The following is a 13,172-nucleotide window of genomic DNA, read 5'->3' as shown; positions in this document are numbered from 1 at the left end:
CGACACAATGGCTCATAAAAAGGCAGGCGGTTCGTCCCGCAACGGTCGCGATACAGCCGGTCGCCGTCTCGGCGTCAAGAAGTTCGGTGGCGAAGTCGTCATTCCGGGCAACATCATCATTCGCCAGCGCGGAACCAAGTGGAATCCGGGCGAGAATGTCGGCCTCGGCAAAGACCACACCATTTACGCTCTCGTAGCGGGCGAAGTGGTATTTTCGACCCGCAAGGGCGGCAAGACCTTCGTATCGGTCATGCCAGCGCAAGCGGCGGAATAACGGCGGACGCCAGATGACCCGCCGGCCCCAAACCCCGGCGGATCACAAAAGGATCGTTCCTTCATAGGAACACGCTAAGGGGAGAGGGAAACCGGCTCCCCTTTTGCTATTGGGAACGACCCCGATGATGACGACAACCCTTCGCCAGATCCTCCCCGCGACCCTGATCGCCGACCGGGTGCTGTTGCGCTCGCTCACCGAGCGGGACGTGCCTTCCATGGTCAACTTGGCGAACAATAAAAAGATCGCCGAAATGCTGTCGCGCCTGCCGCACCCCTATACGGCAGCAGACGCCAAGGCATTCATTGCCGACATCGCGGACAGCCCCGGCGAACGCGCCTGGGCCATCGCCCGCCGCGACGATCAGCGGCTGATGGGTGTCGTAGGGGTGATGTTCAGCCCCGAACAACCGCCCGAGATCGGCTATTGGCTGGGCGAGGCCTATTGGCGCCAGGGCTTTGCGGCCGAAGCATTGTCGACCCTTGTCGCCTATCTCGATGCGACGGGCCGCTGCCCGACCATCATCGCCCGGACACGGCAGGACAACACCGCCTCCATCGGTCTGCTTGAAAAGATGGGCTTCGAGCTCGGCAAGACGGTCGAGGGCGAAGGCGGCCGTTTCGACGGTGTGCCTCTCAATCTTTATGAGCGCGCCAGCCTCTCGGAAGCCGTGGTCCATGGCTGAGATCCAAACCGTGCGCTTGCATTTGCGCGCCCCCAGGGCCGCCGACGCCGCACGGATCGCCGAGATGCTCGGAGAATTCGAGGTCGCGGGCAATCTTGCCCGTGTTCCTCATCCTTACGCCATCGAAGACGCTGAAGCCTGGCTCGAGGCAATGCCTCTCAATCCGCCGCCGCGCGAAACCGCTTTCATGATCGCAACCCATGACGGCGATCTGATCGGCAATGTGGGGTTTCACGAGCGCTGGGCGGGAATCGCCGATATTGGCTATTACATCGGCAAGCCATTCTGGGGAAACGGCTTTGCCACCGAGGCAGCCAAGGCGGCCCTGGGATGGTATTTTGACGCCTCCGGTGCAGATCGGGTGCGTTCGGGCGTGTTTCATTTCAATGAGGCCTCTCTTGCGGTGCAGCGCAAATTGGGCTTTGTCACCATCGGCACCTCCGATATCCATTGCCTCGCCCGCGGCGAGACCGTGATGCATATCGACACCGAACTGACCCGGGAGGCCTTCAGGGCCGCAATTCAATGAAATTTCTCGATCAGGCCAAGGTCTACATCAAATCCGGCGCCGGCGGCGCCGGCTGCATCTCGTTCCGCCGCGAGAAATATGTCGAGTTCGGCGGCCCCGACGGGGGCAATGGCGGGCGCGGCGGCGATGTCTGGATCGAGGCAGTCGATGGGCTCAACACCCTGATCGATTATCGCTATCAGCAGCACTACAAGGCCGGCACCGGCACCCATGGCGCGGGCCGCAACCGCACCGGCTCGGACGGGGCCGACATCACATTGCGCGTACCTGCCGGCACCCAGGTGTTCGAGGAAGACAACGAGACTCTGGTCGCCGATCTGACCGAGACCGGCGAACGCATAAGGCTGCTCGCCGGGGGCAATGGCGGTTTTGGCAACGCTCATTTCAAGACATCGACCAATCAGGCCCCGCGCCACGCCAACCCGGGCCAGGAGGGCGAGGAAAAGACAATCTGGATCCGCCTCAAACTGATCGCGGATGCCGGGCTGGTCGGCCTTCCCAATGCAGGCAAATCGACCTTCCTGTCGGCGGTCTCCGCCGCCAAGCCCAAGATCGCCGATTACCCGTTCACGACACTTCACCCCAATCTGGGGGTCGTGAAGATTGGCGAAAAGGACTTCGTGCTTGCAGACATTCCCGGCCTGATTGAAGGCGCCCATGAAGGCGCAGGGATCGGTGACCGCTTCCTCGGCCATGTCGAGCGCACCAAGGTGCTGATCCACCTGGTCGACGCCACGCAGGAGGACGTCGCTGGCGCCTATGAAACCATTCGCGGCGAACTTGCCGCTTATGGCCACGGGCTCGATGCCAAGCCCGAAATCCTGGCCCTCAACAAGGCCGACGCCCTGACCGACGATGAGATCGCCGCCAAGGCCGAAGAACTAAGAGCCGTCTCCGACGAAGAGCCGCTTGTGATCTCGGCTGTTGCCGGCACCAATGTCGACACCGTGCTTTATGAGGTGACCGCTGCGCTGGCTGAGGCCAAGGACAATGCGCGCCGGTCATCCGGGGCCAAAAAAGAAGTCAAATGGACACCGTAGGCGCCCTTGGCGATACCGGCATATTGGCGCCTTTCAATCGGATCACCATCAAGGTCGGGTCCGCCCTGCTGGTTGACGATGCGACCGGGCAATTGCGCACTCAATGGCTGCAAAGCCTAGCCGACGACATCGCCGGGCTCAAAGCCGCCGGCAAGCAGGTGCTGATCGTTTCCTCCGGCGCCATCGTGCTCGGCCGACGCATTCTTGGGCTCGATGCCCAAAGCCTCAGCCTCGACCAGAGCCAGGCCGCGGCGGCTGTCGGCCAGATCGCCCTTTCCCAGGCCTGGCGAGACAGCCTGACGGCCCATGGCATCATCACCGGCCAGATCCTGCTGACCCCGAACATCACCGAGGAGCGGCGTTCCTTCCTCAATGCCCGCACCACGATCAACACCTTGCTCGATATCGGCGCCGTGCCGATCATCAATGAGAACGACACGGTTGCGACGGGCGAAATCCGTTATGGCGATAATGACCGGCTGAGCGCCCGTGTCGCGACCATGGTCGAATCCGAAGCGCTTATCCTGCTTTCCGATGTCGACGGGCTCTACACCGCCCCGCCGGGCACCAGCGCCGACGCCACCCATATCCCGCATATCGAGCGCATCACCCCCGAGATCGACGCCATGGCCGGCGGCGCGCAGTCCCATCTGAGCCGCGGCGGCATGCGCACCAAGCTCGAGGCCGGCAAGATGGCAACCGAGGCCGGCACCGCCATGATCATTGCCAGGGGCACAGAGGCCCACCCGGTCGCCGCCATCGCCCGTGGTGGCCGGCACACGCTCTTCGCCCCGCGCGCCAATCCTCTCGCGGCCCGCAAGCGCTGGATCATGACCGGGATGATGACTGGCCGGCTCACCCTGGATGCCGGTGCGGTGGAAGCGCTCAAGCGCGGTTCCTCGCTTCTGCCCATCGGGGTGACCCGGGTCGAGGGCAGCTTTTCACGCGGCGATCCCGTGGCTATTCTCGCCCCCGGCGGCGAGGAGCTGGCCCGCGGCCTCGCCGGTTTCGATCACCTTGACGCTCGCAAGATTGCAGGCCGTCAGTCGGGCGAAATCGCCGAACTTTTGGGCCGGGCGACGCGAACCGAGATGGTCCATCGAGACAATCTGGTCCTGGTTGCCGCCGGCAAGGAGTAACTATGTCTGCCATCACCGCCCCTGCTGAGACTGCCGACATCGCCGAGCTGATGGCCGATATCGGCCGCCGCGCCCGCGCTGCCGCCGGCGTGCTGGCTCTGACGTCGGGAGAGGCCAAGGCCAAGGCTTTGACACAAGCTGCCGAGGCGCTCGAGGCCGCTACCGCCGATGTGCTGGCCGCCAACGAGGCCGATATCGAAGCGGCCAGAGCCGCAGGTATGACCACGGCCCTCATCGACAGGTTGACCCTTGATGAACCGCGCGTTTCGGCCATCGCCGACGCCCTGCGCGCCATCGCCGAACTCCCTGATCCCGTCGGCACGACCCTGGCCAAATGGGACCGGCCCAATGGCCTTGTGATCGAGCGGGTTTCAACTCCTCTAGGCGTTGTCGGGGTAATTTTCGAAAGCCGGCCCAATGTCACGGCCGATGCCGGCGCCCTGTGCCTGATGGCCGGCAATGCATCGATCCTGCGCGGCGGCTCGGACAGTCTCAACTCGTCGCGTGCCATTCACACCTGCCTGGTCAAGGGCCTCGAAGCCGCAGGCCTGCCCGCAGACGCCATCCAGCTCGTGCCGGTTGCCGACCGCGCCGCTGTCGGTGAAATGCTCAAGGGTCTCGACGGCAATATCGACGTCATCGTGCCGCGTGGCGGGAAATCGCTCGTGGCCCGGGTTCAAGCCGAAGCTCGCGTACCCGTCTTCGCGCATCTTGAAGGCATCTGCCATGTCTATGTCGACAAGTCCGCCGATCCCGAGATGGCGGTCGAGGTGGCCTTCAACGCCAAGATGCGCCGCACCTCGATCTGCGGTGCCGCCGAGACCATTCTGGTGCATAAGGACGTTGCCGACACCATGGTTCCCGCCATCGCCCGGAAGCTGACTTCGGCAGGCTGCGAGATCCGTGGCACCAAGGGTGTGTGTGCGCTGGTTCCCGAGGCCAAAGCGGCAACCAAAGAGGATTTTTCGACCGAATATCTCGATGCGATCGTCTCAATGGCGCTGGTCGATGATGTCGATACAGCCATCAAGCATATCGGCCTGTTCGGCTCCCACCACACCGAGGCGATCATCGCCGAGGATCCCGAACCGGTCGCCAGGTTCTTCGCCGGTGTCGATTCGGCGATCGTCATGCACAACGCCTCGACCCAGTTCGCCGATGGCGGCGAGTTCGGCATGGGCGCCGAGATCGGCATCGCCACCGGCAAGATGCATGCCCGTGGCCCGGTCGGCGTCAACCAGCTCACCAGCTTCAAATATCTGGTGCATGGCCAAGGGCAGACCCGTCCTTGAGCATCGACAACACCGCAAGCCACGCAGACCTGGCGCTGCCGCCCTCCGGGCGCGGCATGCGCATCGGCCTGTTCGGCGGCAGCTTCAACCCGCCTCATGACGGCCATCGCCTTGTCGCGCGCCAGGCCCTCAAGCGCCTTGGCCTTGATGCGGTGTGGTGGCTCGTGACCCCTGGCAACCCGCTCAAGGACCACAGTGTACTCAAGCCGCTGGCCGAACGGATCGCTTTGGCGCGTCAGATCATCGATCATCCGCGTGTCCGGGTAACGGGCTTCGAAGCGGCCCATGGCTTCCGCTATACCTATGAAACGCTTGCCTTTTTGCGGGCCTCTCTCCCCGGCCGCCGATTTGTCTGGATCATGGGCGCCGACAATCTCGGGCAGTTCCACCATTGGGAACGTTGGCGCGATATCGTCCGGCTGATGCCGATTGCGGTCTATGTACGTCCCGGTCACGAGCAGGCGGCATTGTCTTCGCCCGCGGCCCATATTCTGGCGCCTTACCGCATGGACGAAACCGATGCATCGATCCTGGCGGAGACCGAACCGCCCGCCTGGATGTACCTCACCGGCCTTAAATCGGACCTGTCCTCGACGCGGCTGCGCGCCACGCGTCCCGACTATGCGGACATGCCATGACCAATGCCATGACCAATGCCACGAACAACACCATGACCAGCGCGCCCCTTGAATCGCACGCCCCCAGGGCGCATTATCTTTTCTGTCGGCGGCAGGCACCGGTCAACCGGCGCCGCCCCGCATTGAAAGGACCAACTTCGCTGCGAAATCGCTTCGCAAATCGTGATCATGACGCCATCAACGCTGCCCGAATCGGGCCTTGGCGCCCATGCGAAAAGGACTTCACCCCACTCATGGATCATTTGATGATCGCTGCGGGTCTTCGCCAACCGGCCGGGGACCTGAAGGCATGAACTCGTCTCCCACGCGCTCCGGCGCGGACAAGACCACCAACTCGCAACCCGGTTCGGCAACCGCTGAATCCTCGTCCCAGAGCACGGACAAATCCATGATCGACGTGGTTCTGCAAAGCCTTGAAGATGCCAAGGCCGAAGACACCATCAGCATCGACATCACCGGCAAGTCGAGCCTGTCCGACTATATGGTCGTGACCTCGGGCCGCTCGCACCGTCATGTCGGCGCTGTCGCCGATCAGGTGACCCGTGCGCTCAAGGACAATGGCTTCGGCACCGCCCGTGTCGAGGGCCTGCCCAATTGCGACTGGGTGCTGGTCGATGCCGGCGATGTGGTGCTGCATATCTTCCGTCCGGAAGTGCGCGAGTTCTACAACATCGAAAAACTCTGGGCCGCCGATCTGCCCGCGACCGAAACCCACTGATTCCGGTATTCCGGCATGCGCGTGACCATCGCCGCGATCGGCCGGATGAAGAAGGGCCCGGAGACCGAACTGGTCGAGCGCTACCTGGCCCGCGCCAAAGCCGGTGGCAAGCCGCTCGGCCTCACCGGTTTCGATGTCACCGAATCCCCGGAATCGCGCGCGTCATCCGCTGAACAGCGCAAGGCTGAAGAGGCTGAAGCGCTTTCCCGCCCTCGGTCCGGCCATGCCAAACTGATCGTGCTCGATGAGCGCGGCAAATCCATCTCGAGCGAAAAACTGTCAGCTACGATCGGCGACTGGCGCGATGCCGGCCATGACCTGAGCGTGGTGATTGGCGGGCCGGACGGCCTCGATCACCGACTGCGCGAAACGGCTGACCTTGTGCTCGGTCTTTCCGCCCTCACATGGCCGCACCAACTCGTTCGGGTGCTGCTGGCCGAACAGCTTTACCGCGTCACCACCATCCTGGCAGGCCATCCCTATCACCGCAGTTGACCCCCGGAGCGGGAAATTCCGGACTGAGCCCGATCTTGCCCGCAAACCGCCGGATTGTGGGTTAAATTGCCGTGTGATTCGCTTTGTGATGCGTGGAGTGTCTTCAATGGGGCGTCGGCCCGCTCGCTTGATGGTGTGCGCCCTCTGGCTTGGCCTGGCCGCATTGTCCGGTCCGGCACGGGCTCAGGATGCACCTGCTCCGTCAGACACAGCCGACCCCAATTCGATTGCACCCCAGATCGAGATACGCGGCAGCGCGCCGGCCACCGCCGATGAGGCAGAGGCCGAACTTGAGCGTATCCGGAATTCGATCACCATTTCCCAGCAGCGCGCCGAGGAACTGAGGGCCCAGATCGAGAAATTCGCCGCCGACCGGGCAGCCCTGAATGCCGAATTGATCGCCGCCGCCCAGCGTGTCACCGCCGCCGAGGCCAAGGTCTCAGTCGCTGAAGGTACGCTTCTCGACCTGAGAGCAGAGGAATCCTCCATCCTGCGCCGCCTCGACGCCCGCAAGGCGGAGATCGCCGAATTGCTCGCCGCTCTTCAACGGCTCGGTCGCACCCCTCCCCCGGCACTGATCGTCGACCCCGCCGACGCCATGGGCTCGGCCCGCGCCGCCTTGCTCCTGTCTTCGGTTCTTCCCCAGATGCGCGAGCGCGCCGACGCCATCGCCGCTGACCTGGCCGAACTCGAGACCGTCAAGGCAGATGCCACCGCCAAAGTCGAAGCCTTGCGCGCGGACCTGCAGACGCTGAGCGAAGAAAAACTGAGGATCGGCACATTGATCGAAGCCCGGCGCCAGCGCGAAACCCGCGCCGAAGCCGATCTGGCCGCCGAACAGGCCGAGGCCGAGCGTCTCGCCGCGCGCGCCTCGTCGCTGAACGGGTTGATTGCCAATCTCGAAAACCAGATCGGCAGTGTTTCCGCGGCCCTCGAGGCAGCTGATGCGGCTGCGGCGCCCGACCTCGACGCGCCTGCGCCCGAGCGCGCGGAGATTCTGACAGCCTTTGCCCGGACCGACAGGACCCAGCCAGCCGTGCCGTTTCCGCGGGCACAGGGCTTCCTTACCCAGCCTGTCTCGGGGGTGAAAGTGCTGGAATTCGGTGGCGATGATGGCTTTGGCGGCACCGCCAAGGGCACATCGATCGTCACCCGGGCCGAAGCGCAGGTGGTGGCACCTGCTGACGGCTGGGTCGTCTATCGCGGCCCCTACCTTAATTACGGCCAAATTGTCATTCTCAATACAGGGAATGATTACAACATCTTGCTTGCCGGGCTCGAAAGCATTTCGGTTTCGCTCGGACAGTTCGTCTTGATGGGAGAGCCCGTAGGGCGCATGGGCACGAGGACGCTCGGTCAAACCGTCGCGACCAGCGCTGGCATGTCGCGCCCGACGCTTTATATTGAGTTCCGCAACAATGGCGACCCGGTTGATCCGGGCGCCTGGTGGGCTCCGACCGATCAAGCCAGTCTCAAGGGATGACCAACACGATGACGTTCGCCTTCCGCACGACCCTGCTTGCGCTTTCCCTGTCGGCCGCAACGGCCCTGTCCGGCCCCGCATTGGCACAGGAACAGCCCGGCACGGACGGTGCCGAAACGCTCGACACCGCGCCTTTGAGCGATATCGAGGTCTATCGCGAGCTCAACCTTTTCGGCGAGATTTTCGACCGCATTCGCGAGGAATATGTCGAGCCCCCCAATGAGCGCGAACTGATCCGTGCTGCAATCAAGGGCATGCTCGCCTCGCTCGACCCCCATTCGGGCTATCTCGATCCGCTCGATTACGAGGATGTGCGCCAGGACACCCAGGGCACCTTTGGCGGGCTGGGTATCGAGGTCACGATGGAAGAGGGCGTGATCAAGGTTGTCGCCCCCATCGACGATTCTCCGGCCGACAATGCGGGCATGCTCGCCAATGACTACATCGTTGCCCTCGATGGCGATCCGGTACTGGGACTGTCGCTTGACGAGGCCGTCGAGCGCATGCGCGGCGAGATCGGCTCCTCGATCGAATTGACCGTCATCCGCGAAGGCGAGACCGAACCGCTGACCTTCACCCTCGACCGCGACATCATCGCCCTGAGGGTCGTGCGCCACTTCGTTGAGCGCGATGTCGGGGTGATGCGGTTGAGCCGGTTCTCCGAACAGGCCTATGCCGGCATCGAAAAGGCCGTTCGCGACATCGTCGATCAGGAAGGCGACAAGCTCAAGGGCCTTATCCTCGATCTGCGCAACAACCCCGGCGGGCTTGTCGATCAGGCCGTATTCGTGGCTGACGCCTTCCTGGACCAGGGCAATGTGCTGTCGACCCGCGGCCGCGTGGTTGCCGAGAATGAGCGCTTCGACGCCCGTCCAGACGACCTCGACAAGCTGCTCAAGGAGATCCCGCTCATCGTGCTGGTGAATGGCGGCTCGGCATCGGCCTCTGAAATCGTCGCCGGCGCGCTGCAGGATCAGGCCCGCGCCACCGTTGTCGGGACACGTTCCTTCGGCAAGGGCTCGGTGCAGTCCGTGATCGGGCTCGGTCGCGGTAACGGCGCCATGCGTCTGACCACATCGCGCTACTACACCCCGTCGGGCCGCTCGATCCAGGCAGCCGGGATTCATCCCGATATCGAAATCCGCCAGGATGTGCCCGAAATCTTCAAGGGGCGTGATGAGATCCTGGGCGAAGCTGCGCTGGAGGGCCAGATCGGCGGCGGCACCGAGGATGAAGCCACCACCGGCTCCTCGGTCTATGTCCCCTCGGACCGCTCGCTCGACACCCAGCTCAATTTTGCGCTCGACCTGCTCAATGGCGAGGCGACGGATCCGGCCTTTCCGCCCGATCCAAACGCCCTTTGACGTGCTATAGGGCACATTAACGGACGGGGGCCGGCGATTCGCCGCCCCGTCCGCCTGAAGGCGCAGGCCGAACACACGGGCTGAGATGGCGGACGAGCTCGACGCACCACTGGGCAAGAACGGCGCTGGCAAGAACGGCGCCGGCAAGAATAGCGCCGGCAAGAATGGCGCCGGCAAACCGAAAAAGAATGGCTCGCCCAAAGGCAGGCCCGGCGAAACCACGGCTGGCGAAAACTCCGGCCGTTTGTCTCGGTTTTCCCTGCCGCACATCCCCTTGATGCCCGCCGCCACCGGGCTTGTAATTGCCCTGCTCGCCATCCCCACGCTCTGGGTGCTCTGGGTCGATGACCCTGATGGCGGACGTCCGACCGGGACTGTCGAGATCGCCCAGAACGCCCCCACCAGCGATCTTGCCGAACGCCTGGCCGAGCCACCTGCGCCTCAACCGGCCGGACCAGGCGAGACTGGTGAAAGCCCTGCCAATATCGAGGGCATCGAAATCCCCGAAGGCGCCCAGGTCATCGATCTGTCCGATCTGCCTGATGAGGCGGAGGACGAAGGCGTCGACAAGGATCTTCTCGAAGAAAGCCAGCACGGAGCCGTGCCCCGCGTCGCCTCCGACGGGCGCAAGCCGTTCGAGGTCTATGCCCGCCCGGCACCTCCTGATGCTGCCGCCGGATCGCGCGTGGCGATTGTCGTGACTGGTCTCGGCCTGGCCGAAGATTCAACCCGCCGCGCCATCGAGACCCTGCCGGCTGACGTCACCCTCGCCTTCGCGCCTTATGCCAAAACAGTAAGCCAGTCGGCCCAGTCTGCCCGGTTCGACGGCCATGAAGTCATGCTCCAGATCCCCATGGAGCCCTTCGATTACCCCGAAAACGACCCCGGGCCCCAGACGCTGCTGACGGGTCAGCCCGCCCGCGCCAATCTCGATCGGCTGCACTGGCTGATGGCGCGGTTCACGGGCTACACAGGCCTTGTGAACTATATGGGCGCGCGCTTCACCGCCTCGGCGGTCGATTTCGGTCCGGTGATGGAGGAAGTTGGTCTGCGCGGACTTTCCTATGTCGATGATGGCAGTTCCAACCGCTCCCTGGCGCCGCAACTGACCCGGCAGAACCACATCCCCTTCGGCCGCGCCGACATTGCCATCGACCGCCAGCCGTCGAAGGAAGCGATCACCAACGCACTTGACCAGCTCGAAGCCCGCGCCCGCGCCGATGGCAGCGCCATCGGCTTCGCCACTGCCTTGCCGGTCACCATCAACACCCTCGCCGAATGGGCGGAAGGACTTCAGGACCGGGGCATCACCCTGGTGCCGGTCAGCGCCCTTGTCACCGGCGGCGCTTCCTGATCTCAAGGCGTCAGCCAAACCGGAAGCAAAGGTCTCCCGATGAGCAAGAAACGCGATCCTGAAACGCTGTCATACCGGCCCTGCGTCGGGATCTGCCTGTTCAACACTGAAGGCCGTGTCTTTGCCGGCCGCCGGAAGATGAAGGAACCTGCGCCCTATCGCTGGCAATTACCCCAGGGCGGGATCGACAAGGGCGAAAAGCCGCTCGAGGCCGCCCGGCGCGAGCTCTTCGAAGAGACCAACGTCTCATCTGTTCGTCTTCTGGCCGAAGCTCCCGAATGGGTGAGCTATGACTTTCCTATGGACGGCGGACGCCGTTGGTCAGGCAAGTACCGTGGCCAGACCCAGAAATGGTTCGCCTTCCTGTTCGAGGGCGATGAGGCCGAGATTGACGTTCACAATCCTGGCGGCGACCATCACCCCGAATTCGACGACTGGCGATGGGAGGAACTGGACGCCATGCCGGACCTGATCGTGCCGTTTAAACGCGGCGCCTATGAGCAGATGGTTGCCATGTTCACCCCCCTGGCCAAGGGGTTGGCCGATGGCTGAGGATGCTGGGATCATCGTCCGCTCGATGCAACCCGCCGACAAGCCGGCCTGGGGCGCCATGAGAGTCTTGCTCTGGCCCGAGGAAGACATGGCCGAACTCACCGGTGAACTGGACGGCCTGCTCGCCGATACCGAAACACTCGGCGTTTATGGCGCCTTTGACGGCGATGAACTTTGCGGCTTTGTGGAGCTGGCGTTGCGCGAATATGGCGACGGGCTGACCGACACCCCCGCCGCCTGGGTGGAAGGCATCTTCGTCTTGCCCGACTATCGCCGGCGTGGCGTCGGCCAGGCGCTGGTGGCCGAGGCCGAGAACTGGGCCCGGGCCCGGGGGCGCACCGAGCTCGGCTCGGACGCCATCATCTCCAATCTCACCTCGCTCGCGAGCCACGCCGCATGGGGGTTCGAGGAAACCGAACGTCTGGTGATGTTCAGAAAGCCGCTTTCATGAAACGCATCGGCCTGATTGGCGGCATGAGCTGGGAATCGACCGCGCACTATTATGAGGCGATCAACAAGCAGGTCTCCGGCCGCCTGGGTGGACTGCATTCTGCCGACATTCTTGTTCATTCCCTCGATTTCGCGCCCGTTGCCACCATGCAGGAGGAGGGCCGCTGGGATGAAGCCGGCGCTCTGCTGGCCGAAAGCGCAAGCCTTCTGGAGGCTGCCGGTTGCGATCTGATCGGGCTCGCCACCAACACCATGCACAAGCTGGCACCGGCCATCGAAGCCGCGATTTCCGTGCCCTTCATCCACATCGCCGACCCCACCGCCAAGGCGCTTCTGGCAGATGGTTATCAACGCGTCGGGCTGCTGGGTACACGCTTCACCATGGAGATGCCCTTCTATATCGAGCGCATGGCCGAGCTCGGCGTCGAGACCTTTCCCCCGGGTGTCGATCACACCAATCTCAACGGCATCATCTACGAGGAATTGTGCAAGGGCGTCGTGCGCGACGAATCCCGCGCCGTTTATGTCAGCGCCATCGAACGCATGCAGATGATGGGTGCCGAGGCGGTCATTCTCGGCTGCACGGAGATCGGTATGCTGATCACTGACGATGACAGCCCCTTGCCGGTTTTCGACACCACGGAACTGCACGCCGCGGCTCTCGCCGATGCGGCCCTTGCCGACTGACAAAAAAGGGCGGCCAAAGCCGCCCTTCTCAAATCCGTTTATTGCAGCCTTTCGACCGCCGGCCGGTCAGAACTCTTCCCAGTCCTTGTCGATGGCGGCATTGCCGTGGCTGAGATAGGTCGAGGCGGCCGTTTTGACCTTCTCCTGAAGCGCCTTGATCCCGCGCCCCTTCTCGGAGGAGGACTTGTCTCCCCCATCGACCCTGACGCCACTGCCCGCACCCTGATCGTCGATCTGGAAGATCGCCACGATCTGATCGAGCTCTGTTGCTTGCGCTTCCGTCTGCTCGATGGCGGCGTTGGTCTCCTCGACAAGCGCAGCATTGTGCTGGGTCATCTCGTCCATCTGCCTGACGGCCTGGTTGACCTCTTCGATCGAGGCCGCCTGCTCCTGGCTCTTGCGTGCGATCGAGATCATCCGCTCCGTGTTCGACCGCGCTGCCTCCAGCATCGAGGACAGGCTCTCCGCAGCC

Annotated in this window: 16 protein-coding genes and 1 pseudogene; 16 read left to right on the top strand and 1 reads right to left on the bottom strand. The window is 63.6% G+C overall.

What is annotated here, in order from left to right; all coding sequences use genetic code 11:
• Positions 1-7: 7 nt before the first annotated feature.
• From rpmA to G489_RS0110400, 16 genes are all read left to right on the top strand, one after another.
• Positions 8-274 (top strand): 50S ribosomal protein L27, encoded by a 267-nt coding sequence (gene rpmA, locus G489_RS0110475; protein ID WP_029041511.1) that lies wholly within the window; start codon positions 8-10, stop codon positions 272-274.
• Positions 275-398: 124 nt separating this feature from the next.
• On the top strand, positions 399-959 hold the full coding sequence (locus G489_RS20055; protein ID WP_051332528.1) for a GNAT family N-acetyltransferase: 561 nt from the start codon (positions 399-401) through the stop codon (positions 957-959).
• Positions 952-1,488: a GNAT family N-acetyltransferase gene (locus tag G489_RS0110465; protein WP_029041510.1), complete on the top strand. Its 537-nt coding sequence runs from the start codon at positions 952-954 to the stop codon at positions 1,486-1,488. Before G489_RS20055 ends, G489_RS0110465 begins: the two co-directional genes overlap by 8 nt.
• On the top strand, positions 1,485-2,528 hold the full coding sequence (gene obgE, locus G489_RS0110460; RefSeq protein ID WP_029041509.1) for a GTPase ObgE: 1,044 nt from the start codon (positions 1,485-1,487) through the stop codon (positions 2,526-2,528). The genes G489_RS0110465 and obgE overlap by 4 nt, the downstream gene beginning before the upstream one ends.
• The gene (proB, locus tag G489_RS0110455) at positions 2,516-3,667 is read left to right on the top strand and encodes a glutamate 5-kinase (RefSeq protein ID WP_051332527.1); all 1,152 of its coding nucleotides are present in this window, start codon (positions 2,516-2,518) and stop codon (positions 3,665-3,667) included. Before obgE ends, proB begins: the two co-directional genes overlap by 13 nt.
• A gap of 2 nt (positions 3,668-3,669) precedes the next feature.
• Positions 3,670-4,959, top strand: a complete 1,290-nt coding sequence (locus G489_RS0110450; RefSeq protein WP_029041507.1) for a glutamate-5-semialdehyde dehydrogenase — start codon at positions 3,670-3,672, stop codon at positions 4,957-4,959.
• Entirely contained in the window at positions 4,956-5,597 is a 642-nt protein-coding gene (locus G489_RS0110445; protein WP_281173311.1) for a nicotinate-nucleotide adenylyltransferase, read from the top strand. The genes G489_RS0110450 and G489_RS0110445 overlap by 4 nt, the downstream gene beginning before the upstream one ends.
• Complete coding sequence (locus tag G489_RS22415; RefSeq protein ID WP_029041505.1) at positions 5,594-5,890, top strand: hypothetical protein; 297 nt, start codon at positions 5,594-5,596, stop codon at positions 5,888-5,890. Before G489_RS0110445 ends, G489_RS22415 begins: the two co-directional genes overlap by 4 nt.
• A complete protein-coding gene (gene rsfS / locus G489_RS22245) occupies positions 5,887-6,315 on the top strand; it encodes a ribosome silencing factor (protein WP_155889364.1) in 429 nt (142 codons plus the stop codon). Before G489_RS22415 ends, rsfS begins: the two co-directional genes overlap by 4 nt.
• Before the next feature lie 15 nt (positions 6,316-6,330).
• A complete protein-coding gene (gene rlmH / locus G489_RS0110430; protein WP_029041503.1) occupies positions 6,331-6,810 on the top strand; it encodes a 23S rRNA (pseudouridine(1915)-N(3))-methyltransferase RlmH in 480 nt (159 codons plus the stop codon).
• 106 nt (positions 6,811-6,916) lie between these two features.
• Positions 6,917-8,293, top strand: a complete 1,377-nt coding sequence (locus G489_RS0110425; protein WP_162142425.1) for a murein hydrolase activator EnvC family protein — start codon at positions 6,917-6,919, stop codon at positions 8,291-8,293.
• 8 nt (positions 8,294-8,301) lie between these two features.
• Positions 8,302-9,657, top strand: a complete 1,356-nt coding sequence (locus G489_RS20050) for a S41 family peptidase (protein ID WP_081691521.1) — start codon at positions 8,302-8,304, stop codon at positions 9,655-9,657.
• An 85-nt stretch (positions 9,658-9,742) separates the two neighbouring features.
• Entirely contained in the window at positions 9,743-11,011 is a 1,269-nt protein-coding gene (locus G489_RS20045; RefSeq protein ID WP_051332526.1) for a divergent polysaccharide deacetylase family protein, read from the top strand.
• Positions 11,012-11,050: 39 nt separating this feature from the next.
• The gene (locus G489_RS0110410; RefSeq protein WP_029041501.1) at positions 11,051-11,563 is read left to right on the top strand and encodes an RNA pyrophosphohydrolase; all 513 of its coding nucleotides are present in this window, start codon (positions 11,051-11,053) and stop codon (positions 11,561-11,563) included.
• Positions 11,556-12,014 (top strand): GNAT family N-acetyltransferase, encoded by a 459-nt coding sequence (locus tag G489_RS0110405; RefSeq protein WP_035872405.1) that lies wholly within the window; start codon positions 11,556-11,558, stop codon positions 12,012-12,014. Before G489_RS0110410 ends, G489_RS0110405 begins: the two co-directional genes overlap by 8 nt.
• Positions 12,011-12,700 (top strand): aspartate/glutamate racemase family protein, encoded by a 690-nt coding sequence (locus G489_RS0110400; protein WP_029041499.1) that lies wholly within the window; start codon positions 12,011-12,013, stop codon positions 12,698-12,700. Before G489_RS0110405 ends, G489_RS0110400 begins: the two co-directional genes overlap by 4 nt.
• A gap of 66 nt (positions 12,701-12,766) precedes the next feature.
• Here the strand turns inward: G489_RS0110400 and G489_RS22680 are convergent.
• A pseudogene (locus G489_RS22680) lies at positions 12,767-13,172 on the bottom strand (methyl-accepting chemotaxis protein); the annotation flags it as partial.

It is taken from the genome of Cucumibacter marinus DSM 18995 (assembly GCF_000429865.1).
GTDB lineage: Bacteria > Pseudomonadota > Alphaproteobacteria > Rhizobiales > Devosiaceae > Cucumibacter > Cucumibacter marinus.
Note: the sequence above shows the minus strand (reverse complement) of the source record. Positions and strands in the feature narration are given on the sequence as shown.

What these genes read in the sequence shown, in the direction of transcription:
- G489_RS0110410 (WP_029041501.1), top strand. Translation starts at nt 11,051, where the DNA reads ATGAGCAAGAAACGCGATCCTGAAACGCTGTCATACCGGCCCTGCGTC.
- rlmH (WP_029041503.1), top strand. Translation starts at nt 6,331, where the DNA reads ATGCGCGTGACCATCGCCGCGATCGGCCGGATGAAGAAGGGCCCGGAG.
- G489_RS0110465 (WP_029041510.1), top strand. Translation starts at nt 952, where the DNA reads ATGGCTGAGATCCAAACCGTGCGCTTGCATTTGCGCGCCCCCAGGGCC.
- G489_RS0110450 (WP_029041507.1), top strand. Translation starts at nt 3,670, where the DNA reads ATGTCTGCCATCACCGCCCCTGCTGAGACTGCCGACATCGCCGAGCTG.
- rpmA (WP_029041511.1), top strand. Translation starts at nt 8, where the DNA reads ATGGCTCATAAAAAGGCAGGCGGTTCGTCCCGCAACGGTCGCGATACA.
- rsfS (WP_155889364.1), top strand. Translation starts at nt 5,887, where the DNA reads ATGAACTCGTCTCCCACGCGCTCCGGCGCGGACAAGACCACCAACTCG.
- G489_RS20050 (WP_081691521.1), top strand. Translation starts at nt 8,302, where the DNA reads ATGACGTTCGCCTTCCGCACGACCCTGCTTGCGCTTTCCCTGTCGGCC.
- G489_RS20045 (WP_051332526.1), top strand. Translation starts at nt 9,743, where the DNA reads ATGGCGGACGAGCTCGACGCACCACTGGGCAAGAACGGCGCTGGCAAG.
- G489_RS0110425 (WP_162142425.1), top strand. Translation starts at nt 6,917, where the DNA reads ATGGGGCGTCGGCCCGCTCGCTTGATGGTGTGCGCCCTCTGGCTTGGC.
- obgE (WP_029041509.1), top strand. Translation starts at nt 1,485, where the DNA reads ATGAAATTTCTCGATCAGGCCAAGGTCTACATCAAATCCGGCGCCGGC.
- G489_RS20055 (WP_051332528.1), top strand. Translation starts at nt 399, where the DNA reads ATGATGACGACAACCCTTCGCCAGATCCTCCCCGCGACCCTGATCGCC.
- G489_RS22415 (WP_029041505.1), top strand. Translation starts at nt 5,594, where the DNA reads ATGACCAATGCCATGACCAATGCCACGAACAACACCATGACCAGCGCG.
- G489_RS0110405 (WP_035872405.1), top strand. Translation starts at nt 11,556, where the DNA reads ATGGCTGAGGATGCTGGGATCATCGTCCGCTCGATGCAACCCGCCGAC.
- proB (WP_051332527.1), top strand. Translation starts at nt 2,516, where the DNA reads ATGGACACCGTAGGCGCCCTTGGCGATACCGGCATATTGGCGCCTTTC.
- G489_RS0110400 (WP_029041499.1), top strand. Translation starts at nt 12,011, where the DNA reads ATGAAACGCATCGGCCTGATTGGCGGCATGAGCTGGGAATCGACCGCG.